The sequence below is a fragment of the Microbacterium sp. UBA1612 genome, from assembly GCF_002321605.1.
GTDB lineage: Bacteria > Actinomycetota > Actinomycetes > Actinomycetales > Microbacteriaceae > Microbacterium > Microbacterium luteum.
The window spans coordinates 72,145-93,344 of record NZ_DCMW01000025.1; the positions used below are offsets into that span (position 1 = coordinate 72,145).

Annotated in this window: 24 protein-coding genes and 2 tRNA genes; 12 read left to right on the forward strand and 14 right to left on the reverse strand. The window is 69.0% G+C overall.

The window, feature by feature from the left end; translation table 11 throughout:
• Positions 1 to 54: 54 nt before the first annotated feature.
• The 4 genes from B3S45_RS11250 to B3S45_RS11265 form a co-directional block, all read right to left on the reverse strand.
• On the reverse strand, positions 55 to 1,551 hold the full coding sequence (locus tag B3S45_RS11250) for an amidohydrolase (RefSeq protein WP_286720676.1): 1,497 nt from the start codon (positions 1,549 to 1,551) through the stop codon (positions 55 to 57).
• Positions 1,552 to 1,642: 91 nt separating this feature from the next.
• A complete protein-coding gene (locus tag B3S45_RS11255) occupies positions 1,643 to 2,653 on the reverse strand; it encodes an Fpg/Nei family DNA glycosylase (protein WP_071043301.1) in 1,011 nt (336 codons plus the stop codon).
• Complete coding sequence (locus tag B3S45_RS11260; protein WP_071043300.1) at positions 2,653 to 3,198, reverse strand: ribose-5-phosphate isomerase; 546 nt, start codon at positions 3,196 to 3,198, stop codon at positions 2,653 to 2,655. The genes B3S45_RS11255 and B3S45_RS11260 overlap by 1 nt, the downstream gene beginning before the upstream one ends.
• A 23-nt stretch (positions 3,199 to 3,221) precedes the next feature.
• Positions 3,222 to 4,433: a ferrochelatase gene (locus tag B3S45_RS11265; protein WP_390178082.1), complete on the reverse strand. Its 1,212-nt coding sequence runs from the start codon at positions 4,431 to 4,433 to the stop codon at positions 3,222 to 3,224.
• A gap of 126 nt (positions 4,434 to 4,559) precedes the next feature.
• On the opposite strand from B3S45_RS11265, the gene pepN reads away from it, so the two are divergent.
• The 4 genes from pepN to B3S45_RS11285 all read left to right on the forward strand — a co-directional run bounded on the left by pepN (position 4,560) and on the right by B3S45_RS11285 (position 10,433).
• Positions 4,560 to 7,106, forward strand: coding sequence for an aminopeptidase N (gene pepN / locus B3S45_RS11270; protein ID WP_286720679.1), 2,547 nt, complete (start codon positions 4,560 to 4,562; stop codon positions 7,104 to 7,106).
• Positions 7,107 to 7,175: 69 nt separating this feature from the next.
• Positions 7,176 to 8,276, forward strand: a complete 1,101-nt coding sequence (locus B3S45_RS11275) for a mechanosensitive ion channel family protein (protein ID WP_194385218.1) — start codon at positions 7,176 to 7,178, stop codon at positions 8,274 to 8,276.
• The gene (locus tag B3S45_RS11280) at positions 8,276 to 8,743 is read left to right on the forward strand and encodes a globin (RefSeq protein WP_194385217.1); all 468 of its coding nucleotides are present in this window, start codon (positions 8,276 to 8,278) and stop codon (positions 8,741 to 8,743) included. Before B3S45_RS11275 ends, B3S45_RS11280 begins: the two co-directional genes overlap by 1 nt.
• Before the next feature lie 25 nt (positions 8,744 to 8,768).
• On the forward strand, positions 8,769 to 10,433 hold the full coding sequence (locus B3S45_RS11285) for an FAD-binding dehydrogenase (RefSeq protein WP_286720682.1): 1,665 nt from the start codon (positions 8,769 to 8,771) through the stop codon (positions 10,431 to 10,433).
• A 5-nt stretch (positions 10,434 to 10,438) separates the two neighbouring features.
• Here the strand turns inward: B3S45_RS11285 and B3S45_RS11290 are convergent, their stop codons facing one another.
• On the reverse strand, positions 10,439 to 11,110 hold the full coding sequence (locus B3S45_RS11290) for a hypothetical protein (protein WP_286720684.1): 672 nt from the start codon (positions 11,108 to 11,110) through the stop codon (positions 10,439 to 10,441).
• A gap of 58 nt (positions 11,111 to 11,168) precedes the next feature.
• Between B3S45_RS11290 and B3S45_RS11295 the strand changes: the two genes are divergently transcribed.
• A complete protein-coding gene (locus B3S45_RS11295) occupies positions 11,169 to 12,068 on the forward strand; it encodes an acyl-CoA thioesterase (RefSeq protein WP_071043291.1) in 900 nt (299 codons plus the stop codon).
• A 12-nt stretch (positions 12,069 to 12,080) separates the two neighbouring features.
• Here B3S45_RS11295 and B3S45_RS11300 read toward each other — a convergent pair whose 3' ends face one another.
• Genes B3S45_RS11300 through ssb form a run of 4 tightly spaced genes read right to left on the reverse strand, consistent with a single transcriptional unit; the run spans position 12,081 to position 15,398 of the window.
• Positions 12,081 to 12,569 (reverse strand): acyl-CoA thioesterase, encoded by a 489-nt coding sequence (locus tag B3S45_RS11300; RefSeq protein WP_286720686.1) that lies wholly within the window; start codon positions 12,567 to 12,569, stop codon positions 12,081 to 12,083.
• Entirely contained in the window at positions 12,562 to 14,241 is a 1,680-nt protein-coding gene (gene ettA, locus B3S45_RS11305; protein ID WP_071043287.1) for an energy-dependent translational throttle protein EttA, read from the reverse strand. Before ettA ends, B3S45_RS11300 begins: the two co-directional genes overlap by 8 nt.
• Positions 14,242 to 14,297: 56 nt before the next feature.
• Positions 14,298 to 14,840 (reverse strand): DUF6993 domain-containing protein, encoded by a 543-nt coding sequence (locus B3S45_RS11310; RefSeq protein WP_228481026.1) that lies wholly within the window; start codon positions 14,838 to 14,840, stop codon positions 14,298 to 14,300.
• 36 nt (positions 14,841 to 14,876) lie between these two features.
• Positions 14,877 to 15,398, reverse strand: coding sequence for a single-stranded DNA-binding protein (ssb, locus tag B3S45_RS11315; RefSeq protein WP_071043286.1), 522 nt, complete (start codon positions 15,396 to 15,398; stop codon positions 14,877 to 14,879).
• 225 nt (positions 15,399 to 15,623) lie between these two features.
• Here ssb and B3S45_RS11320 point away from each other — a divergent pair, with 225 nt between their 5' ends.
• Positions 15,624 to 15,875 (forward strand): hypothetical protein, encoded by a 252-nt coding sequence (locus B3S45_RS11320; RefSeq protein WP_286720688.1) that lies wholly within the window; start codon positions 15,624 to 15,626, stop codon positions 15,873 to 15,875.
• Positions 15,876 to 15,893: 18 nt separating this feature from the next.
• Here the strand turns inward: B3S45_RS11320 and B3S45_RS11325 are convergent, their stop codons facing one another.
• Entirely contained in the window at positions 15,894 to 17,321 is a 1,428-nt protein-coding gene (locus B3S45_RS11325) for a PLP-dependent aminotransferase family protein (protein ID WP_286720690.1), read from the reverse strand.
• 61 nt (positions 17,322 to 17,382) lie between these two features.
• Here B3S45_RS11325 and B3S45_RS11330 point away from each other — a divergent pair, with 61 nt between their 5' ends.
• Complete coding sequence (locus B3S45_RS11330) at positions 17,383 to 18,003, forward strand: YczE/YyaS/YitT family protein (protein ID WP_286720692.1); 621 nt, start codon at positions 17,383 to 17,385, stop codon at positions 18,001 to 18,003.
• Here the strand turns inward: B3S45_RS11330 and B3S45_RS11335 are convergent.
• Together B3S45_RS11335 and B3S45_RS11340 are read right to left on the reverse strand one after the other, a co-directional pair.
• Positions 17,963 to 18,175 carry a methyltransferase gene (locus B3S45_RS11335; protein WP_071043278.1) on the reverse strand — a complete coding sequence of 71 codons (213 nt, stop codon included), beginning with the start codon at positions 18,173 to 18,175 and terminating at the stop codon, positions 17,963 to 17,965. The two genes, B3S45_RS11330 and B3S45_RS11335, sit on opposite strands and share 41 nt — an antisense overlap.
• Before the next feature lie 77 nt (positions 18,176 to 18,252).
• Positions 18,253 to 18,325 (reverse strand) — tRNA-Arg (locus tag B3S45_RS11340).
• A gap of 62 nt (positions 18,326 to 18,387) precedes the next feature.
• Between B3S45_RS11340 and orn the strand changes: the two genes are divergently transcribed.
• The 5 genes from orn (at position 18,388) to B3S45_RS11365 (ending at position 20,238) form a co-directional block, all read left to right on the forward strand.
• On the forward strand, positions 18,388 to 19,011 hold the full coding sequence (gene orn / locus B3S45_RS11345) for an oligoribonuclease (RefSeq protein ID WP_286720694.1): 624 nt from the start codon (positions 18,388 to 18,390) through the stop codon (positions 19,009 to 19,011).
• 37 nt (positions 19,012 to 19,048) lie between these two features.
• Positions 19,049 to 19,124: transfer RNA gene (locus B3S45_RS11350), tRNA-His, on the forward strand.
• A complete protein-coding gene (locus B3S45_RS11355) occupies positions 19,125 to 19,475 on the forward strand; it encodes a metallopeptidase family protein (RefSeq protein ID WP_071043274.1) in 351 nt (116 codons plus the stop codon).
• On the forward strand, positions 19,472 to 19,768 hold the full coding sequence (clpS, locus tag B3S45_RS11360; RefSeq protein WP_194385150.1) for an ATP-dependent Clp protease adapter ClpS: 297 nt from the start codon (positions 19,472 to 19,474) through the stop codon (positions 19,766 to 19,768). The genes B3S45_RS11355 and clpS overlap by 4 nt, the downstream gene beginning before the upstream one ends.
• The gene (locus tag B3S45_RS11365) at positions 19,765 to 20,238 is read left to right on the forward strand and encodes a DUF2017 family protein (protein ID WP_194385149.1); all 474 of its coding nucleotides are present in this window, start codon (positions 19,765 to 19,767) and stop codon (positions 20,236 to 20,238) included. Before clpS ends, B3S45_RS11365 begins: the two co-directional genes overlap by 4 nt.
• Before the next feature lie 32 nt (positions 20,239 to 20,270).
• Here the strand turns inward: B3S45_RS11365 and B3S45_RS11370 are convergent, their stop codons facing one another.
• Together B3S45_RS11370 and B3S45_RS11375 are read right to left on the reverse strand one after the other, a co-directional pair.
• Positions 20,271 to 20,864, reverse strand: coding sequence for a hypothetical protein (locus B3S45_RS11370; protein ID WP_228481015.1), 594 nt, complete (start codon positions 20,862 to 20,864; stop codon positions 20,271 to 20,273).
• On the reverse strand, positions 20,839 to 21,159 hold the full coding sequence (locus tag B3S45_RS11375; protein ID WP_071043395.1) for a hypothetical protein: 321 nt from the start codon (positions 21,157 to 21,159) through the stop codon (positions 20,839 to 20,841). The genes B3S45_RS11370 and B3S45_RS11375 overlap by 26 nt, the downstream gene beginning before the upstream one ends.
• Positions 21,160 to 21,200 lie beyond the last annotated feature (41 nt).

A 21,200-nucleotide genomic window follows, 5' to 3' on the forward strand; every position in this document is an offset into this window, starting at 1 on the left:
CGGTGACACTCCTCGCCGGGGGCTTCGCTCATGCCGGCGGACGCCCCGCCGGGTTCACGCCAGGTGCGTGACGCGACCAGCCAGAACGGTGGCGGCGACCGTCGTCGCGCGCAGCTCCCATTCGTCGGCCGTCGCGGGATCGCGGTCGCAGACGACCAGATCCGCCACGGTGCCGGGCTGAAGCATGGACGGCGATGTCGAACCGCCCCGTGTCGAAGCTGCCATCGCGATCTCCGCCGAGACCCTCTCATCGGGCCGCCACGCTTCACGTCCATCACGGCTGCGGTGCACAGCCGATGCCATCGCGGCCCAGGGGTCCAGACGCGCCACCGGGGCGTCGGAGCCGAACCGAAGGTTCGCGCCGGCCGCCGACAACGAGCGCAGCGGATAGACGAGAGCGGTCTGATCACGCCACATGGCGTCGGTCATGTCGCGATCGTCGAGCGCGTGCTCCGGCTGCACACTCGCCGCGACACCGAGGCGTGCGAACCTGGCCAGATCGGCGTGGGCGACCAGCTGAGCGTGCTCGATCGTCCCCCGCGCCCCCGAGGCGGCGAACGCGTCCAGCGCGGCCGAGTTCGCGACGTCGCCGATCGCGTGGATCGCGCAGTCGATACCCGCTCCCGTCGCGCGCGTCATGAGGGCCAGCACCTCGTCGGGCGGGTAGTTGAGTGCGCCGACATTGCCCGGTTCTCCGGTGTAATGATGCGAGCAGGCCGCCGTCCTCGTGCCGAGCGATCCATCGGTGATCACCTTGAGCGGTCCGACCCGCACGAGGCCGCCGGATCCGGTGAGCTCGTCGCCGGTTCGGAGCCCTTCGCCGACGGCGCGCTCGAGGTGCTCGGGGTAGATGCCGAAATCCACGCGAAGGGCGTCGAACCCGCCCGCCACGCGGCGCTCCCACGCCGAAGCGTTCCATGCCATGTCGAGGTCGACGATCCCGACCACACCTCGGGAGGCGGCATCGGCGGCCATGGCGTCGACGGCGGCGTCACCGACCGCGGGGTCCACATCGTTGAGGCGCCGCGAGATCTCGAAGGCGGGCTCTTCCCGAACGAGACCGCTCTCGTCGGGGCGCATCCCCTCTCGCTCGAAGGCGGCGGAGTTCATCCAGACGCTGTGCACATCGGAATTGATGAGATAGGTCGGCACCGCACCCGTCGCCGCGTCGATCAGCTCCAGTGTCGGCGCGTCGCCCCAGAGCCCGTCGCGGAATCCGGTGCCGACGCGCCTTCCGTCGGAGAGCACCGGAGCCCACGCCATGATCTGCGCGGCATCCGCTGCCGAGGTCGCGACGTCGAGATGCTGACGCTGCGCGACGAGTGCCCACTGCATGACGTGCACGTGGTGATCCCACAGCCCCGGGATGACCCACGCGCCGCCGGCGTCGAGGACTCGGCCGACGGGACGCACGGCGCCGGCGGGGGCGATGTCCACGATCGCGCCGTCGGCCAGGAAGACATCGACCGGCCCCAGCGGGGCGAGGCTGCTTCCCGGTCCGCTCAGCCGGGCTGCCACGATGGTGTCGACACGGTCCCCGACGGCCGTCACCGATCACCTCTCGAGCTCACTCGTCGGGGGTGGCAAACGCGGGCACGCGAGACGGTCTGACGCACCCGGCCAGCCTACGCGGCGACACGGCTCACGCTTGACAGCGCGGACACCAGTAGAGCTTGCGACCGGCGGCCTCCTCGACCACGATCGCGGTTCCGCAGACCCGGCAGGGCAGACCCGCCCGATGGTAGACCCAATGCCGGTCGTCACGACTGGCCATCGCGCGACGGTAGTCCTCGGGCGCGAGGTCGTCCATCGTCATCATCTGGCCGGTCTCGACGCCGATGGCGAGCAGCCTCACCCAGTCGCGCCAAAGCGCTCGGACGATGTCCTCCGGCACCTCTCGACCGGGTGTGTGGGGATTCAGGCGGGCCCGGAAGAGCAGCTCGGCACGGTAGACGTTGCCGATCCCCGACACCACCGACTGATCCATCAGGAGGAGCCCGATCGCGGTCGGCTTGCGTCGCACGACCGAGACGAAGCGCTCTTCGCCGATCGCGGGGTCGTCCACCAGGGGGTCGGGGCCGAGCCGCGAGACGGTGGCCGCCATCTCCTCTCCGGTCTGGAGTGCGCAGGTGGTCGGGCCCCGCAGATCGGCGCAGACGGCATCGGTGAGCAGACGCAGCCGCACCTGCCCCACGACGGGTGGCGGCCAGGGGACATCGCCGTCGTCATCCAGCCCTGTTGTCTGCTCCGACATGCGAACGTGCACCCGAGTCCGCCGCGGTGCGCCGATCGACGAAAGCGAGTTCTCGCCGGCTCGGTCGAAGACGGGCATCTCGTCGCCATCGATCGCGGTGCCGCGCTGATTCGTCTGTCCCATGCGCCCGTTGGCGGACGCGATCGTGGAGTCGACGAGGATATCGCCGGCGAAGTCCCATGCCCCGTACATCCCGAGGTGCACTCGGAGCCACAGATCGTCGTCGAAACCGAGGAACATCTGCTTGCCGACGGCTCTCACCTCGTGCGGAACCCGCCCGTCGAGGACCGCCGCACCCTCGACGAACCTCCCTTGCGGGCTGGATGCCGCCACGGCACGGCCGACGATATTGCGGTCGAACTGTCGCGCGATGCGATGGACGGAATGCCCCTCCGGCATCAGCCGGCTTCGGGGTCGAAGGAACTGTCGTCCGCAGCGAGCACGTCGGGGGCGGCCTCATCGGCCCGCGGGTCGGGAAGCAGCGAGCCGTCCGCCTCGAACGCGGCGATCTGACCGATGCGGCGCACGTGGCGTTCGTCGTGGGAGAACGGGGTCGCGACGAATCGGTCGATGAAGGTCACGGCCTCTTCGAAGGTGTGCTGGCGTGCTCCGATCGCGATGACGTTGGCGTCGTTGTGTTCGCGCGCGAGCTCCGCGGTGGCGATGCTCCACACCAGGGCGGCGCGGATGCCGGCCACCTTGTTGGCCGCGATCTGCTCGCCGTTGCCCGACCCGCCGAAGACCACGCCGAGGGCCGGCACACCGGCGGCCTGGTCCGCCACGACTCCTTGAGCGGCACGGACGCAGAAGGCCGGGTAGTCGTCGAGCGGGTCATAGTCGATCGGACCGTGATCGACGACCTCGTGCCCCTCCGCGGCGAGGTGATGCTGCAGCTGCGTGGAGAACTCCAGGCCCGCGTGATCGGTGGCGATGTGGATGCGCATGGCGCCCATCCTATTGACGCCGATCACGGCGCGATGCCGGCCGCTGCCGGCTTGAAGCCGGCACGGACGTTCTCGCAGCATCCGGGGCGGCAGACGTCGTACCACGGACCGAGCGGCGTCTCATGCGGCCGATCGCCCGCCTTCGTTCCGGCCAGCCGTTCCTGGACGAGGTCGACCAGGCCGCTGACGTACGCCGGATCGACACCGGGGGTCTGGGACCGGATAGCGCGCAGGCCCGCCTCCTCGGCCGCCTCCATGGCCTCGGTGTCGAGATCCCACAGCACTTCCATGTGGTCGCTGACGAAGCCGAGAGGAACGATGACCACGGCTCTCGCCCCGCGGGCGGGGAGCTCCGCGATGACGTCGCACACGTCCGGCTCGAGCCAGGGCTGCGACGGCGGTCCGGAGCGCGACTGGTAGACGAGCTCCCACGGGATCCCGCTCGCGGCGGGCACAGCGGCGGCGACGGCGTCCATGACGACCTGAGCCACGGCGAGGTGCTGCGCGGCGTAGGCGCCCCCGTCGCCGAAGTCGACGTCCCGGGGCCCGGAACGCTGCGCATCGGCGGTCGGGATGCTGTGGGTGGAGAAGAGCACGTGCACGTTCTCGGGTGCGATGCCCTCGTCGGTGACGAACGTCGACACGGCCGCCTCGACACCGTCGACGAACGGCCGCACGAAGCCCGGGTGATCGAAGAACTGGCGCACCTTGTCGATCGTCACCCGCTCCCCCAGGCCGGTCTCGGTCAGCACGCGCGCGAAGTCCTCCCGATACTGACGACAGCTCGAGAAGGAACTGTAGGCGCTGGTCGCCAGCGCGAGCAGCGTGGTGTCCCCGGCCGCCGCGGCATCCTGCACGGCGTCTTCGAGGTAGGGCGCCCAGTTGCGGTTCCCCCAGTACACCGGCAGGTCGATGCCGCGTCGCGCCAGCTCCGCCTCGAGTGCCGCTTTCAGCGCTCGGTTCTGGGCGTTGATCGGGCTCACGCCGCCGAAGTGACGGTAGTGATGGGCGACCTCTTCGAGCCGCTCATCGGGGATCCCGCGTCCGCGTGTGACATTGCGCAGGAACGGGATGACATCATCCTGTCCCTCGGGTCCGCCGAACCCGGCGAGCAGGAGGCCGTCGTAGGAGACGGGCTCCTCGACGTGCTCCGGGCCGGAGGCGGCGAACGGTGAGGCGAACGGCACAGGACCGGACACGCCGGCGGGGTCGGATGCGGGAGAAGGCGTACTCACCCCACCATCCTCGCACCGCGCGAACACGCCGGATCCGCACCGCCGACTGGCGTAGGGTGGGAGGGTTGTCGCCGGCGCCAGCAGCGCCGCTCCGCGGCATCCACCCCAACCCCGGGAGCAGACTCAGTGCCAGGAGAGAACCTCACCCGCCTCGAAGCGCAGGAGCGCCGCGCGGTCGTCGACACCCAGTCGTACGCGATCACCCTCGACCTGAACCGGGGCGCCGAGGTCTTCGGCTCCCGCACGGTCGTGCGCTTCACGGCCACCGAAGGCGCCTCGACCTTCATCGACCTGATCGCGCGCGATGTGCGCGAGATCACCCTGAACGGCCGGTCGATCGACCCCGCCGTGGCGTTCGCCGATTCGCGGATCGCGCTGGACGGGCTCGCGGCCACGAACGAGCTGGTCGTCGACGCCGACGGCGTCTACACGAACACCGGTGAGGGCCTGCACCGCTTCGTCGACCCCGTCGACGGCGAGGTCTACCTCTACTCCCAGTTCGAGGTGCCCGATTCCCGCCGCGTCTTCGCGGTCTTCGAGCAGCCCGACCTGAAGGCCGAGTTCCAGTTCACCGTGACGGCTCCGGCGGCATGGAAGGTCATCTCCAACTCCCCCACCCCCCAACCGGAGCCGGGCGACGACGGCACGGCGACCTGGACCTTCGAGCCCACACCGCGCATCTCGTCGTACATCACCGCGCTCGTGGCCGGTCCGTATGAGGCGACCTACTCGGAGCTGACCAGCGCATCCGGGCGCGTCATCCCGCTGGGGGTGTTCGCCCGCAAGAGCCTGTGGCAGCACCTCGACGCGGACTACGTGTTCGAGAAGACCCGCCAGGGCTTCGCCTACTACGAGGAGAAGTTCTCCTACCCGTACCCGTTCGCCAAGTACGACCAGATGTTCGTTCCGGAGTTCAACGCGGGCGCCATGGAGAACGCCGGCGCAGTGACCTTCACCGAGACGTACGTGTTCCGCAGCAAGGTCACCGACGCCGTCCGCGAACGTCGCGTGGTCACGATCCTGCACGAGCTGGCGCACATGTGGTTCGGCGATCTGGTCACCATGAAGTGGTGGAACGACCTGTGGCTGAACGAGTCGTTCGCCGAGTGGGCCTCGACGATCGCCACCGCCGAGGCCACCGAGTGGACGGCGGCGTGGACGACCTTCAACGCCATGGAGAAGACCTGGGCGTACCGCCAGGATCAGCTGCCATCCACCCACCCCGTCGTCGCCGAGATCAACGACCTCGAGGATGTGCAGGTCAATTTCGATGGGATCACCTACGCCAAGGGCGGATCGGTGCTCAAGCAGCTGGCCGCTTGGGTGGGGGTCGAGGCCTTCTTCGCGGGCGTCTCCGCGTACTTCGCCAAGCACGAGTTCGGCAACACCGAGCTCACCGACCTCCTGGTCGAGCTCGAGGCCACCAGCGGCCGCGAACTGACGGCCTGGTCGAAGAAGTGGCTTGAGACCGCCGGCGTCAACACGCTCTCCCCCGCGATCACCGAGGGTTCCGACGGCACGATCTCGCGCTTCGCCGTCGTGCAGACCGCCCCCGCGGACTATCCCACGATCCGTCCGCACCGGCTGGGCATCGGCTTCTACAACCTCGACGGCTCCAGCCTCGTGCGCACGCATCACGTGGAGCTCGACGTGGACGGCGACCTCACGGAGGTGCCGGACCTCGTCGGCCAGAAGCGCCCCGATCTCGTGCTGCTCAATGATGACGACCTCGCCTATGCGAAGATCCGGCTCGATGAGCGTTCGCTGCAGACCGCGATCGACCATCTCTCGAAGATCAGCGATCCGCTCGCCCGCTCCCTCGTGTGGGGTGCAGCGTGGGACCAGACGCGCGACGCGGAAGCCTCGGCGAGCGACTACGTCGATCTCGTGCTGCGCAACATCGGCAGCGAGACCGAGTCGACGACGGTGCGCACCACCCTCGCCCAGCTGCAGCTGGCGGCGAACGCCTACGTCGCACCCGAGAAGCGCGAGATCACGCGCATCAAGGTCGCCGATGCGCTATGGGATCTCGCTCTGGAGGCTCCCTCGGGAAGCGACAGCCAATTGCAGTTCGCCACGGCGTTCGCCGCCGCCGCGGCGACACCGTCGCAGTGGGAGAACGTGCGTGCGCTGCGCGACGGCGAGACCGCTCTCGAGGGTCTCGAGATCGACACCGACCTGTCGTGGCAGCTGCTGGTTTCTCTCGCTGCGGGTGCGGTCGTCGACGTGCCGGACATCGAGCGCGCCCTCGCCCAGGACAACACGGCAAAGGGCGGTGAATTCGCCGCCCAGGCCCGTGCCGCCCTCCCCACGCCGGAAGCGAAGAAGGCCGCATGGGCTTCGCTGGTCGAGCGGGATGACCTGCCGAACACGATCGTGCGCTTCGCGGCCATGGGCTTCGTGCACCCCTCGGGTGCGGCACTGCTGCCGGACTTCGTCGAACCGTACTTCGCGATGCTCGACACCGTCTGGACCAGCCGCACGTACAAGATCGCCGAGTATCTGATCACCGGGCTCTATCCGAGCGTGCTCGCGTCGGTCGAGCTGCGCGACGCGACGCGCGCCTGGCTGGACACCCACTCGGATGCCCCGGCGGCTCTGCGCCGCATGGTCTACGAGAACCTCGCCGGTGTCGAGCGCGCGCTCGCGGTTCAGGAGCGCGACGCCTCGTGATCCCGCTCCGGTTGCCCCGGTGCTCGCCGCACAGCGAGCACCGGGGCAACCGTCGTTAGGATCGTCGCGATGAGCGCCATCGACTTCGCGCAGGACACGACCGAGCAGGTTCTGGAGACGGACCTGTGGACGGCTGTGCAGGCGTGGCTCTTGGAAGCCGGCACCCGCCTGCTGGCGGTGGCGGCGATCGTCGCGGTGGCCGTGGTCGTCGCGTGGATCCTGCGGATCATCATCCGAAGGGTGGTGGACCGCATCGTCCACGGCGCGAAGTCTCGCGCCAACGTGCTCGACACCCAGGCGCTGGAGAGGTCGCCGCTGGCCTCACTCCGACTCGTGCAGCGCACGCGCACCCTCGGCTCGATCCTGCAGAACATCGTCGGTGTGGCGGTGGTGATCGTCTCCGGACTGCTGATCGTGAACGTGCTCGCCCCGAACGCGCTGGGGTCCCTCACCCTCCTCACCGCCGCGATCGGAGCGGGACTGGGGTTCGGGGCGCAGAACATCGTCAAGGACGTGCTGAACGGCATCTTCATCGTCGCCGAGGATCAGATCGGCATCGGCGACGTGGTCGATCTCGGGCTCGCGACCGGCATTGTCGAGTACGTCAGCGTGCGCATCACCCACGTGCGCGATGTCCACGGCACCCTCTGGTATGTGCGCAACGGTGAGATCACGCGGATCGGCAACATGTCGCAGGGGTGGTCGCGCGTGGTCCTCGACATCGGCGTCGCGCGCGCCGCCGATGTCGACCGTGCCGAAGCAGTCATGCTCACGGCAGCGACCGACCTTGCAGAGGATCCGAAGTGGCGCACGCGCGTCATCGAGCCTCCCGAGGTGTGGGGTCTGGAATCGATCGGCGGCGATGCCATCGTCGTGCGCGTGGTCATCAAGACGCGCGCCGGCGCACGGGATGATGTCGGACAGGAGCTGCGCACACGCGTGCGGCGCGCGCTCGACGCCGACGGCATCGACGTTCCGCACCTGAGCACGGTGACCCTGACCGGCCCGGACGCGGCACAGCGCGTGCGCGGCGCGAACCCGCCCAAGACGAAGCCGAACCCGCTCGCACCCGCCACCGACGAGCTCCCCGCATCTCCGCGGTGGCGTTTCAAGCGAGGCGCCGACGCGCCTCCGACCCAGACGGCGGCGGACGACGAGGAGGAGAACTGATGACCGACCCCGCACCCGCCAGCTTCTACGACGAGATCGGCGGCCACGAGACCTTCGTGAAGCTGGTCGATGTCTTCTACGACGGTGTCGCGGGCGACGACGTGCTGCAGCCCATGTACCCCGAGGCGGATCTCGGTCCGGCGAAGGAGCGCCTCCTGATGTTCCTGGAGCAGTACTGGGGCGGCCCGACCACCTACGGGGAACGGCGCGGGCATCCGCGCCTGCGGATGCGGCACCGGCCGTTCCACGTCAATCCCGACGCGCGGGATCGGTGGCTGGCGCACATGCGCACCGCGGTGGATTCCCTGCATCTCGCGCCGCTGCACGAGGCCACGCTGTGGGACTACCTCGAGCGGGCGGCGCACGCGATGGTCAACACGTTCGAGCCGACCGGCATCGGCGCCGCCGCTGACGGTCGCGATCATGGCAACCTGTCGGTGACCGCCCAGGAGGACGCACCCTCCTGACGCGGGTCGAGACGAAGGAGTCCCGATGACCGGAAACATGCAGCGCACCGACGTCCTGGTGATCGGATGGGGCCTTGCCGGCCTCGTCGCAGCCTCCGAGGCTCTCGCCGCCGGACGACATGTCACACTGATCGACCAGGAGCCCCGCTCCAATCTCGGCGGACAGGCGTGGTGGTCGTTCGGTGGGCTCTTCTTCGTGGACTCGCCGGAGCAGCGACGCATGGGAATCCGCGATTCCCCGGATCTGGCCCGACAGGACTGGTTCGGAACGGCGGGCTTCGACCGCGCCGAGGACGCGTGGCCACGGAAGTGGGCGGAGGCGTATCTGGAATTCGCCCACCGTGAGAAGCGCTCGTGGCTCCGGTCCAAGGGAGTGCGGTTCTTCCCCGTCGTCGGCTGGGCCGAGCGGGGCGGCTACGGAGCGACCGGCCCCGGCAACTCCGTCCCGCGCTTCCACATCGTCTGGGGAACGGGACCGGCTCTCGTCGCAGCCTTCCAGGCCGAGCTCGAGCAGGCAGAGGGCGAGGGCCGTGCCGTCATCCTCCCCCGCAGGCGAGTGCGCGAGCTCACCGTGGTCGAAGGCTCTGTCACGGGTGCCGCGGGCGACGTGCTGGCGCCCTCCGGTGCGGTGCGGGGCACCGCGACGTCCCGCGAGATCGTGGGAGAGTTCCAAATGGACGCGGCGGCGACCATCGTGGCATCCGGGGGTATCGGCGGAAACCACGACCTGGTGCGTCGCCGGTGGCCGGAGCGTCTCGGTCCCCCACCGGGGACGATGGTGACGGGTGTCCCGGCCTACGTCGACGGAGCCATGCTCGGCGTCTCCGAGACCGCCGGCGCACGCCTCATCAACGGCGACCGCATGTGGCACTACGTCGAGGGGGTGCAGAACTGGTCGCCGATCTGGCCGGGACACGGCATCCGCATCCTGCCCGGGCCCTCTTCGCTCTGGCTCGACGCGACCGGCCGCCGTCTGCCGGTGCCGCTCTACCCCGGCTTCGACACCCTGGGCACCCTTGCCCACCTGCGATCGACCGGTCACGACCACTCCTGGTTCGTGCTGTCGCAGAAGATCATCGAGAAGGAGTTCACCCTCTCCGGCAGTGAACAGAATCCCGACCTCACCGGAAAGGACATCAGCCTGCTGCTGCGCTCGCGCCTGGGCAGGGGCGCGAGCGGGCCCGTGCAGGCTTTCCTCGACCGTGGCGACGATTTCGTGGTCAGCCCCGACCTCGACGGCCTGATCGTGAAGATGCGTGAGCTTCCCGGCGGAGACGCGCTGGATTCCGCGCTCGTTCGTGCAGAGGTCGAGGGTCGTGATCGCGAGGTCGGAAACACCTTCACGAAGGATGCCCAGATCGCGATGCTGCGCTCCGCGCGCGCCTACCGCGGCGACCGGCTCGTGCGCACCGCATCACCGCATCGACTGCTGGACCCCGCAGCCGGTCCGCTCATCGCGGTCAAGCTGCACCTCCTCACGCGCAAGTCCCTCGGTGGCATCGAGACCGACCTGTCCTCGCGCGCGCTCGGTGCCACCGGGGATCCGATTCCCGGCCTCTACGCGGCCGGTGAGGCGAGCGGTTTCGGCGGGGGCGGCGTTCACGGCTATCGCGCGCTGGAGGGGACGTTCCTCGGCGGGTGCCTCTTCTCCGGTCGCTCCGCAGGACGAGCGGCGGCCGCCGCGGTCTGAGGCGATCAGCGCGATCCGGTGGACCGAACGTCGGTCATGCCCACGCGGACCGGCCCCCGCACCACCACGTGGCCACGGTCGAGGGTGACACGCGTCCAGGGTCCGTTGATCAGCACGCGAGCCGCTTCTTCGCCACCGATGAATCCGAGCGCGAACGCGGCGAAAGCCGCGCCGAGGGGAAGCCCGCCGAGCGCGTCGTCCGGCTCGCCCCAGATCGCCGCCCGGACCTCGCGCACGATGTCCTCGCCCGGATCGACCGGCATCGCGTCCGCCACCGCGGCGATGCCGAACTGGGCGCGCGAGGCCAGCACCGACGCCGCCAACCCACCGTGGGCCTCCCACGATCCGCGCGGCGGCGAGACCCCGGCCCACGGCGCTGAGACGGCGGAGTCGGGCAGGATCAGCGCCGAGGAGGAGGCGTCTTCGCGATCGAGGGCGGACGCGTCCACCAGGAGATCGCACTCGAGTTCGGGATCGGCCTGAAGCATGCGCATCGCCAGGACCGTCGGGGTGCGGTCGAACAGTCCGCGCGGTGCGAGCGGGGCGGAGGTCATCACGAGCACGCCCGCCGACGCGCGAAGCCTCACCGCGCCATCGCCGAGGGCACGGGTGCGTCCGGCGAAGGTGAGGGCATCCGATGCGGCGTGCGGATCGGCAAGAAGAAGGCGCGGGGACATCCGACTTAGACTATCCACCAGCCGTGCTCCGACGGCGTGAACGGCATCCGGAGGCCCCATGACCGACGTCGCCCCGACCTCGCCCACCGCCGACCATGACCCGGTCGCGGCCATGCTGCACGTGCTGGACCTGTCGACGACGGCGGCCCGGACGACCGAGGACATCTTCACCGGCTCCTCCCTCGCGATGCCGCTCGGACGCGTGTTCGGCGGGCAGGTGCTGGCGCAGTCGATCGTCGCCGCGGAGCGAACCATCCCCGACGATCGCGCGGTGCACTCGATGCACGGATACTTTCTGCGGCCCGGCGACTCCGCCCAGGGCATCACGTTCTCCGTCGATCGCATCCACGACGGCCGTTCCTTCTCCACGCGACGCACGCAGGCCTTCCAGGACGGTGTGCCCATCTTCTCGATGATCGCGTCGTTCCAGGTCGACGACCCGGGCTTCGAGCATCACGCGCCGATGCCGGAGGGTCTGCCCGGTCCGGAGGATCTGCCCCGCATCGAGGATCACCTTCCCGACGTCCACCCCATGTCCAAGAGCCTGTTCATCGATCGGCCGGTCGACCTCCGGCACATCCCGTCGCCGCTGTATCTGAGCGTCGAGGGCGAGCACAGCCCCAGCCAGGCGGTGTGGCTGCGGCTGCGACGTCCCATCGGCGACGACCCCCTGGTGCACCGAGCGGTCCTGGCCTACATGAGCGACCTGTCCATCCAGGAGTCCATCCTGCGCGCGCACGGCATCGCGTGGGCGACGCCGGGTCTGAAGGTCGCCAGCCTCGATCACGCCATGTGGTGGCACCGCTTCGCGCGCGTCGACGAGTGGCTGCTCTATGTGCAGGAATCCCCGAGCGCGCGCGGCGGCCGCGGTCTCGGCACCGGCCGGCTCTACACGCGGGACGGCGCCCTCGTGGCAAGCGTCGCCCAGGAGGTCATGGTGCGCGTCCCGGCATCGTGACGGGGGCGGGACTCAGCGCCGGTGGCCGAAGCTGATCGGATCACCCAGGAACGGCTCCCACGCGGACCTCTCGTCCGTCGAGAGCCGCATCGGACGGCCGGATGCGGCGTCCACCTTCACGACGACAGTCGTGGCCCGTGCGAACACCTGCGGCTCGGGGTCGGTGATCGGCCCGCACACCTCGTAGCAGACATCGATGCTCGACCCGCCGAGTCTCCCGAACCAGATCTGCACATCCAGCGGCTCGCGTCGGTAGGGCACCGGCGCGAGATACTCGATCTCCTGTCGGGCGATGAGCGTGAGCACGCCGCTGTGCAGCCCGGAATCGAGCACGGCCGTCGACGGCGCGGTCTCGCCGGCATGCGGCAGCCAGAAGGCACGCACGCGCGCCTCTTCGAGGAGCTTCAGCATCGTCGCGTTGTTGACGTGATTGAACGCGTCGAGGTCGCCCCACCGTAGATGGATGGGGATGTGGAGCCGACCGCCGCCGGTCTCAGTCACGCGTGAGCTTGCGATACGTCGAGCTCGCCCGGTTGAGGGCGTCGGGCCCGAGACGCTCGAGCTTGTTCTGCTCGTAAGCCTCGAAGTTGCCCTCGAACCAGTACCACCGGTCGGGATCCTCATCGGTGCCCTCGTAGGCGAGGATGTGGGTGGCGATGCGGTCGAGGAACCACCGGTCGTGCGTGATGACCACGGCGCATCCCGGGAACTCCAGGAGCGCGTTCTCGAGCGAGCCGAGGGTCTCCACGTCGAGGTCGTTGGTGGGCTCGTCGAGCAGCAACAGGTTCCCACCCTCCTTGAGCGTGAGCGCGAGGTTCAGTCGGTTGCGCTCACCTCCGGAGAGGACGCCCGCCTTCTTCTGCTGGTCCGGCCCCTTGAATCCGAACTTCGACACGTAGGCACGAGAGGGGATCTCGGTCTTGCCCACGGTGATGATGTCCAGGCCGTCCGAGACGACCTCCCACAGCGACTTGTTCGGGTCGATGTTCGAGCGCGTCTGATCGACGTAACTGATCTTGACGGTCTCACCGACCTTCAGATCCCCGCCGTCGAGCGATTCCAGGCCGACGATCGTCTTGAACAGCGTGGTCTTGCCGACACCGTTGGGACCGATGACGCCGACGATGCCGTTCGGCGGCAGGCTGAAGGTGAGACCGTCGATGAGCGAACGACCGTCGAAGCCCTTCTGCAGCTTCTTCGCCTCGATCACGATGTTGCCGAGGCGAGGTCCCGGCGGAATCTGGATCTCCTCGAAGTCGAGCTTGCGGGTGCGCTCAGCCTCGGCCGCCATCTCCTCGTAGCGAGCCAGACGCGCCTTCGACTTGGCCTGACGGCCCTTGGTGTTCGAGCGGACCCAGTCGAGTTCCTCGGAAAGGCGTTTGGCGAGCTTCGCGTCCTTCTTGCCCTGGATCTCGAGGCGTTCGCGCTTCTTCTCGAGGTAGGTCGAGTAATTGCCCTCGTACGGATAGAGACGCCCGCGGTCGACCTCCGCGATCCACTCTGCGACGTTGTCGAGGAAGTACCGGTCGTGGGTGATCGCGATCACCGCACCGGCGTACTTCTGCAGGTGCTGCTCGAGCCACAGCACACTCTCCGCGTCGAGGTGGTTGGTGGGCTCGTCCAGCAGGAGCAGATCGGGCTTCTGAAGCAGGAGCTTGGTCAGGGCGACACGACGCTTCTCGCCTCCGGAGAGGTGCGAGATCTCGGCGTCGCCGGGCGGTGTGCGGAGGGCGCTCATGGCCTGTTCCAGCTGCGAGTCGAGATCCCACGCGTCGGCCGCGTCGATCTCCTCCTGCAACTGGCCCATCTCCGCCAGCAGTGCGTCGAAGTCGGCGTCGGGGTCGCTCATCAGCGCCGAGATCTCGTTGAAGCGGTCGAGCTTGGCCTTGATGGCGACGCCCTCCTGGATGTTCTCCAGCACGGTCTTGGTCTCGTCGAGCTCCGGCTCCTGCATGAGGATGCCGACGGTGAAGCCCGGGCTGAGCTTCGCCTCGCCGTTCGACGGCTGGTCGAGGCCGGCCATGATCTTCAGGATCGTCGACTTGCCGGCGCCGTTGGGGCCCACCATGCCGATCTTCGCACCGGGGATGAACGACATCGTGACGTCGTCAAGGATCAACTTCTCGCCCACGGCCTTGCGCGCGCGGACCATCTGATAGATGTACTCAGCCATAGCCGCTCCAGTCTATGCGGGTCCGCGAACCGCTTGCGCGCCGTAGCGGGACCTGCTCACCAGTCGATCGGACGCGTTGCACCGACCAGGCATCCCCCGTCGGGAAGCGCATCGACGACGACCGTGAACGGATCTCCCGTCGCCGGACCGACCTGTCCCACGAGGCATTCCTCGCCCCACGCGACCGAGAACTGGATGCTCTCAGCGGGGTTGCCGACCGTGGAGGTGTCCTCGGTGACCTGCATCGCGGACTTGTCGAAACCGGCGGCGGTGAGTGCGTCGATGTACGTCCTGCCGGCGACGGCACTCTCGCCCCCGGCCGCCCACACCTCTTCGACCACGAGGGTGAAGAACTCCAGGTTCTCCGCGGCGGTGCCCTCCGGACGGAGCGCCGGCTCCGCCGGTTCGGTGGGCGTCGGGGTCACCTCGATGGACACGGTCGGCGTCGCCGTCGGGCCCGGGTCCTCCGCGAGAGCGGTGCACCCGGTGAGCGCGACGACGCCGAACACCGCGAGTGCGGCGAGCGCGGTCCTGGCCGCGCCTCGCGTGGGCGTCACGGGCGGATGCAGGCGGCGGGAATCTCGCAGGCGCGGGGACACCCTGCCGAGTCTACGTGCGCCATGCTGCGCGCCCGGTCAGAACGGCGTGGCCTCCGCCTCGGGGGCCGGCGCACCCCAGTCCCCCGCCGCGCCGGTCGCCGGAGAGGCCGCGAGCGCTCCGTTCTCGGAGGAATCGCTCCCGCCCGGTGTCGCCGTCGTCCAGGTGTCCGATGCCTCGGAAGGTGTTCGCTCCGAAGTCGACCGCTCCTGGGGGCGGAACGACGTGACGCCGTAGCGGAGGTCGGGTCCGATCGCGTCGGCGTCGACCTCCGGCGACGTCCGCCATCCGTGCTCGGACTGCCACGAGCGCAGTCGCAGGCGCCCCGTCACGACGACCCTGCTCCCCTTCGTCAGCGACTGCGCCACGTGCTGGCCGAACTCCCGATACGCGGAGACCGTGTAGTAATTTGCGTCGACGTCGACGAAGCGACCGGCGCCGGTGTCGAACTTCCGCCTGCTCGAGGCGAGCCGGAAGCTGGTCACGGGCGTGCCGTCCGGGAGGTGCTTCGTCTCGGGTGGCGTGGCGAGGTTGCCCACCACGGTGATGGTGTCGTTCATGTCTCCTCCTCAGCGTGCGCGGGGGACTTCCCCACGATGTGAGCCGGCGGCCGCGTGCCCGACGACCGCCGGCACGACCAGCTTCACCGGCGCCGACGAGACGACGACCGTCCACCGGCTTCGCCGTGGACAGAGCACGGCGAGGCATCACCTGTGCAGGAAGGGTGAGCCCCCGATCGCGATGTCGGAGGTCGAAGCTACGTTCGAACTCGAGAGGAGAGAATCATGATCGTCCTGACCGACACCATCGCGCCGCACCTCACGCGACCCACCCCGCTGGGACTGTACCCGGCATCTTTCGGCCTGTGGCGTGTGCTCGACGCGCGGGGCAGGATCGTCGGTCACCTCGAGCGCGTCGGAGACGACACGCTCGAGCGCTGGCGCGCACGTCGTCTCAACCCGCTGCGTCGAGAGTTCCAGAACCTGGGAGATTTCTGGTCACCCGACGACGCTCTCGAGTGCATCCGCTACGCATGACGAGGCCGCGTGCGGGCCTCACACGACGGTCGCGAGAGCGTCCACGCCGGCGTCCGGAGCGAGCCGCCGCACCTGCGGCCAGCGCTCCGCGAGAATGTCGACCGCACGCACCAGGGCGTCGGGCGCACTCGTGAACGGGACCCGAAGGTGGCGGTCATGGCCACCCTCGATCGAGAAGCGCGGCCCCGCCGAGAGCAGAAGGCCCCGTGATCGCACATCCATCACCAAGGCGGAGCTCAGCGGCGCATCCAGCCCGACCCACAACGAGACGCCTCCGCGCACCTCCGGCACGGCCCATTCGGGAAGCCGTTCGCGCAGCGCCGCCGTCACGGCATCGCGACCTTCCCCCAGCACGTGCGCCCGCTGGGTGACGATCTCGTCCAGGCGAGCGACGAGACGTCGAGCGATGTCCTGCTCCAGCTCCGGGGTGCCGAGGTCGCCCTCCGGCCGTGCCGCGACGAATCGGCGCAGCAGCCCCACCTCGCCCCGGATCCATCCGACGCGCAAGCCGCCCCAGACGGTCTTGCCGACCGAGCCGATGCGCACGACGTGCGCGGGATCAGCGGCGCGGAAAGATCGCACGCCGGAACGGGGTTCCTCGATCCCGAGGTCCGCCGTCGTCTCGTCCACGATGAGGGTGGTGCCCGCTCGCTCGGCCTCGCGAAGGAAGACGGCCCGCTCCTCGTCGGACATCGACCGCCCGGTCGGGTTCTGGAAGTCGGGCATGAGGTAGGCGAGCATCGGCAGAGTGCGCCCGAAGGCCTGTGTCGCGCGATCGAGATCCCAGCCGTCGGACGTGGTCACCGGAACGCCGACCAATCGGGCTCCGGCGCGTCGGAAGGCGTCCGCGGCGTGGGGATACGTGGGAGTCTCCAGCAACACGCGGTCACCGCGCGTCACGAGCGTGCGCGCCAGGAGATGGATGGCGCTCTGCGCGCCGTTCGTGATCAGCACCTGCTCGGGATCGGTCGGCAGGCCGCGCTCGGAGTAGCGAGCCGCGATCCCGGCGCGCAGGCGCTCGTCGCCGACCATGTCGTAGCCGGATCGTCCGACCAGAGAGGCTGCGTCGGCCGCCGCCTCGGCGATCACCCCCGACAGCCCCGGCCACGCGGGCGGACTCGCCTGCTGCAGGTCGATCGCGCCCTCGTCGCCTCGAGTGTGGCCGGGGTCGTGTCGCCGGAGCGGCAAGGTGATCGAGCCGGATCCGCGCACGCTCGTGATGTGTCCGGACTCCCGCAGACTGCGGTACGCCGCCGCCACCGTGCTGCGGCTGAGGCCGAGCGCGTGTGCGAGCTCGCGCTCAGCCGGCAGTGCGGTTCGCGGAGCGATCCGGTTGTCCATGCACAAGAGCCGCACCCCGTCGGCCAGCGCTTCGTAGGCGGGCTCGCGCGACCGCCAGCCGCCGAGCGCAGATGACAGGGAACGTGCCGAGATCTTCGCATCCACGAAGCCACCCCTATCACATTGGCCCGTTTACCTCGAGCCAATCGAGGTATTGGATCGAGACATGACACGTCGCCTCGTGCAGCTCGTGGTGGGGCTGCTGCTCTACGGAGCCGGGTGCGCCCTGACCGTGCGGGCGGGCCTCGGCGTGGACCCGTGGACCGTCCTCGCCGAAGGTGTCTCCGGTCACATCAGCATCGGTGTCGGGTGGACGACGAATCTCATCGGACTCGGCGTGCTCCTGCTGTGGCTACCGCTTCGACAGCGACCCGGCGCCGGTACCGTGGCCAACATCGTTCTCGTCGGCACCTCCATGCAGGTCGTCCTCGACGTCCTGCCTCCGGCGGAGGGCACCCTGGGGCAGGTCGCCGCGTGCCTCGGCGGGATCGTGGTGGTCGCCGCCGCCTCCGGCCTCTACATCGGAGCGAACTTCGGTCCCGGCCCGCGCGACGGTCTCATGACCGGAATCCACCGACGGTGGAGGTGGCCCATCTGGCTGGCACGCGGCAGCGTCGAAGTCACGGTGCTTGCCGCCGGGTGGATGCTCGGCGGCACCGTGGGTGTGGGCACCGTGCTGTTCGCGGTGTTGATCGGTCCGCTCGTCCACGTCGCGCTACAGCTGACGGAGACCCGACGACGCGGCGTCAGTGTTCGCGGAACTGCGGCCAGTCCGACCCCGGCTTGAGATGGGCGTGCAGTGCGCTCTTCGCGACGTCCATCGTCGGGTAGGTGCCGATCGCCTCGTCTGCGCCGGCCATCGTGACGGTGTAGCCCGCGTCGTCCCGGCGAATGCTTCCCACCACTCCCGCGGGCCCGTAGGCGACCCACAGTCCGTGCATGGTCTCGGTCGTTGCCATGATGAACTCCTTCCGACGCCACCGACGGTACGCCCGTCATACGCCGAACGGAAGGGGGTCGCGTGACCGATCAGAAGTGCCCCCGACAGGACTCGAACCTGCAACCACCGGATTAGAAGGCCGATGCTCTATCCATTGAGCTACGAGGGCCCTTCCAGAGTAGCGAACGGCGCGCACGCGGCCGGTGTCGGCGCGATCGATAGGATGAGCCCATGGCCGGGAGCGAGAACGACAGACTCGTATGGATCGACTGCGAGATGACGGGTCTCGACCTTGCGGTCGATGAACTCGTCGAGATCGCCGTCGTGGTGACCGATTTCGAGCTGCGTGTGCTCGACCCGGGATTCCAGGTCGTGATCAAGCCGTCCCAGACCGCGCTGGCCAATATGAACGACTTCGTCACCTCGATGCACGAGTCCTCCGGGCTTCTCGACGAACTCCCCGCAGGCGTCAGCCTCGCGGACGCGCAAGCGCAGACTCTCGCGTACATCCGCCGATTCGCCCCCCTGCCGAGCAAGGCCCCGCTGGCCGGCAACACCATCGGAACGGACCGCATGTTCCTGGCGAAGTACATGCCCGACGTCGACGATCACCTGCACTATCGGAACGTCGACGTTTCCAGCATCAAGGAGCTCTCCCGACGCTGGTATCCCCGCGCATACATTCACGCGCCGGCGAAAGACGGCGGCCATCGCGCGCTCGCCGACATCAAGGAGTCGATCCGCGAACTGGCCTACTACCGCCAGGCGGTCTTCGTGCCGGAGCCCGGCCCGACGAGCGATCACGCACGCACCGCCGCGGCATCCGTCGTGTCGTCGTTCGCTCCGATTATGTGAGAGAATCTTCTGGTTGCCCGCTCGGCGGGAGGACATGGTGGCTATAGCTCAGTTGGTAGAGCACCGCGTTGTGGTCGCGGGGGTCGCGGGTTCAAGTCCCGTTAGCCACCCCAATGCGTGACATGGATGCCGAGACATTCGAGGCGCTCGTCGTGGACGAGCTCGACCGACTGCCCGACGACATGGTCGATGGTCTCGACAATGTCGTGTTCGTGGTGGAGGACCGCCCGGAGGACGGGAGTCTCGATCTGCTCGGCCTCTACGACGGATGGTCGCTGACCGAGCGTGATCGATACGGCATGGGCGAGCTGCCCGATCGCATCATCGTCTACCGCGAGCCCCACCTGGACCGGTGCGCCGACGAGCCGGAGCTGCGCCGCGAGGTGCACACGACGCTCGTTCACGAGATCGCGCACTTCTACGGGATCGACGACGAGAAGCTGCACGAACTGGGGTGGGCATGACGACGACTCCGACACTCCCAGAGATCGAGCAGTCCGTCACCGCTGGCCAGCACTTCGCACGCGTCTGGCAGACCGTGGTCTGGAACGACCCCGTGAATCTGATGAGCTATGTGGTGCACGTGTTCCGCACGTACTTCGGCTATCCGCGGGATCGCGCCGAGCATCTCATGCTCGCCGTGCACCACGACGGACATGCCGTCGTGGCTGAGGGAGCGCGCGAACAGATGGAGCTTCACGCGCAAGCGATGCACGACTACGGACTGTGGGCGACCGTGAGAGAGGCACCGGAATGACCGACGCCAAGACCGTGATCCTCGAGATCACTCCACTCGAGGCGACGCACCTCACCGACCTCGTCACGCAGTTCGACGAGCTGCTTCAGGCGTCACGACCGACGGAGGACCCGGCGGTCGCGCGCCTGGTCCCCGATGCGTACACCGACGACCCGCAGGGCTCAGCCGAATTCCGCCGCCTCACCGAGCCGACCCTCCTGGAGCGGCGCAGCGACGACGCCGCGATGGTGGTGGCGTCGTTGGCGCCCCTGCTCGCGGAGGATCCGACCGACCTCGAGCCGGTGGGACTTCCCCTGGATCCGCCCACCGCGGCCGCGTGGGTACGCTGCCTGGCCGCCCTGCGACTCGTGCTCGCCGAGCGCCTCGGGATCCGGACGGAGAGCGACGGCGAGGTCGATGATCCCCGCTTCGGCGTCTACGAATGGCTGGGATTCCGTCTCGACGGCCTGATGACGGCTCTCGACGACTGATATCGCCGAGCGCGGATCACCTCACGGCGTGATCAGGGCACGGGGAACACGTGCGTCGCACGGGACGCCGGCTCGTCTTCGGCGAGGTGGCGGTCCTCCTGCGCCGCCCACCGTTCCCAGTGCGGACGGTAGGTCTCGCCGTCGCGATCGAGCGCGCGGTGCCGACGGGAGGCCGCCGGAGACTCGAGCCAGACGCGGACGTCGCCCAGCGGCGCCGTCCCGGGAGTGAGAAGCCCGGCTCCCTCGACGATGAGCGGCAGCGCCGGGTCGACGGCGTGGGCCGCATCCCACCCGTCGCGCTCCCAATCCCAGCTGCGCCACACGCCGATGACACCGCGAGCATGAGGGATCAGGATCTGCTCTCGCGCGAGCTCGACACCCTCGCGCAGCCCGTCCCATCCGGGATAGAGCGCGTCGAGGGCGACAGCCTGCACGCGACCGCGCATCGGCCAATCCCGTATCAGACGTCGCGCCAGTGAGGACTTTCCTGCCCCGCTGCGACCGTCGATGAGCACGACCGGATTCGCCGCAGCGGTCGCCGCAACGGCATCCCGCACGACGGAGGCCGCACGGGCGAGGGCGAGATCGACCGGGTCGCGACTACTTCTTGAGGATGCGGATGACACGGCTAAGCGAGCGACCCGCGACCCACACGAAGGGGATCGCGACGGCGAGCAGCGACACGATGTTCGGCTCGAAGCGGAGGTCGTCACCGCGGCGGATGTACGCGCCGAGCGGGATCGCGTAGCCACCGCCACCGCCACCACCGTTGCCCGCGTCGTCGCTGCCGCCACCGAATCCCGACCACGACAGGGCGACGGGAACGATGCGGACGCCGTCGACGTCCTGCTGTTCTCCATACGCGCTGTTGACGCCGAAGGCCGCCGACTGCTTGCCGAGTTCGAGTGCGATGTTGGGCATGTCGTCCACGCTACCCGCATCCGAGCCGCGGGGACAGATCC

What these genes read in the sequence shown, in the direction of transcription:
- B3S45_RS11255 (WP_071043301.1), bottom strand. Translation starts at nt 2,653, where the DNA reads ATGCCGGAGGGGCATTCCGTCCATCGCATCGCGCGACAGTTCGACCGC.
- B3S45_RS11260 (WP_071043300.1), bottom strand. Translation starts at nt 3,198, where the DNA reads ATGCGCATCCACATCGCCACCGATCACGCGGGCCTGGAGTTCTCCACG.
- B3S45_RS11275 (WP_194385218.1), top strand. Translation starts at nt 7,176, where the DNA reads ATGAGCGCCATCGACTTCGCGCAGGACACGACCGAGCAGGTTCTGGAG.
- B3S45_RS11280 (WP_194385217.1), top strand. Translation starts at nt 8,276, where the DNA reads ATGACCGACCCCGCACCCGCCAGCTTCTACGACGAGATCGGCGGCCAC.
- B3S45_RS11285 (WP_286720682.1), top strand. Translation starts at nt 8,769, where the DNA reads ATGACCGGAAACATGCAGCGCACCGACGTCCTGGTGATCGGATGGGGC.
- B3S45_RS11290 (WP_286720684.1), bottom strand. Translation starts at nt 11,110, where the DNA reads ATGTCCCCGCGCCTTCTTCTTGCCGATCCGCACGCCGCATCGGATGCC.
- B3S45_RS11295 (WP_071043291.1), top strand. Translation starts at nt 11,169, where the DNA reads ATGACCGACGTCGCCCCGACCTCGCCCACCGCCGACCATGACCCGGTC.
- ettA (WP_071043287.1), bottom strand. Translation starts at nt 14,241, where the DNA reads ATGGCTGAGTACATCTATCAGATGGTCCGCGCGCGCAAGGCCGTGGGC.
- ssb (WP_071043286.1), bottom strand. Translation starts at nt 15,398, where the DNA reads ATGAACGACACCATCACCGTGGTGGGCAACCTCGCCACGCCACCCGAG.
- B3S45_RS11320 (WP_286720688.1), top strand. Translation starts at nt 15,624, where the DNA reads ATGATCGTCCTGACCGACACCATCGCGCCGCACCTCACGCGACCCACC.
- B3S45_RS11330 (WP_286720692.1), top strand. Translation starts at nt 17,383, where the DNA reads ATGACACGTCGCCTCGTGCAGCTCGTGGTGGGGCTGCTGCTCTACGGA.
- B3S45_RS11335 (WP_071043278.1), bottom strand. Translation starts at nt 18,175, where the DNA reads ATGGCAACGACCGAGACCATGCACGGACTGTGGGTCGCCTACGGGCCC.
- orn (WP_286720694.1), top strand. Translation starts at nt 18,388, where the DNA reads ATGGCCGGGAGCGAGAACGACAGACTCGTATGGATCGACTGCGAGATG.
- B3S45_RS11355 (WP_071043274.1), top strand. Translation starts at nt 19,125, where the DNA reads ATGCGTGACATGGATGCCGAGACATTCGAGGCGCTCGTCGTGGACGAG.
- clpS (WP_194385150.1), top strand. Translation starts at nt 19,472, where the DNA reads ATGACGACGACTCCGACACTCCCAGAGATCGAGCAGTCCGTCACCGCT.
- B3S45_RS11365 (WP_194385149.1), top strand. Translation starts at nt 19,765, where the DNA reads ATGACCGACGCCAAGACCGTGATCCTCGAGATCACTCCACTCGAGGCG.
- B3S45_RS11375 (WP_071043395.1), bottom strand. Translation starts at nt 21,159, where the DNA reads ATGCCCAACATCGCACTCGAACTCGGCAAGCAGTCGGCGGCCTTCGGC.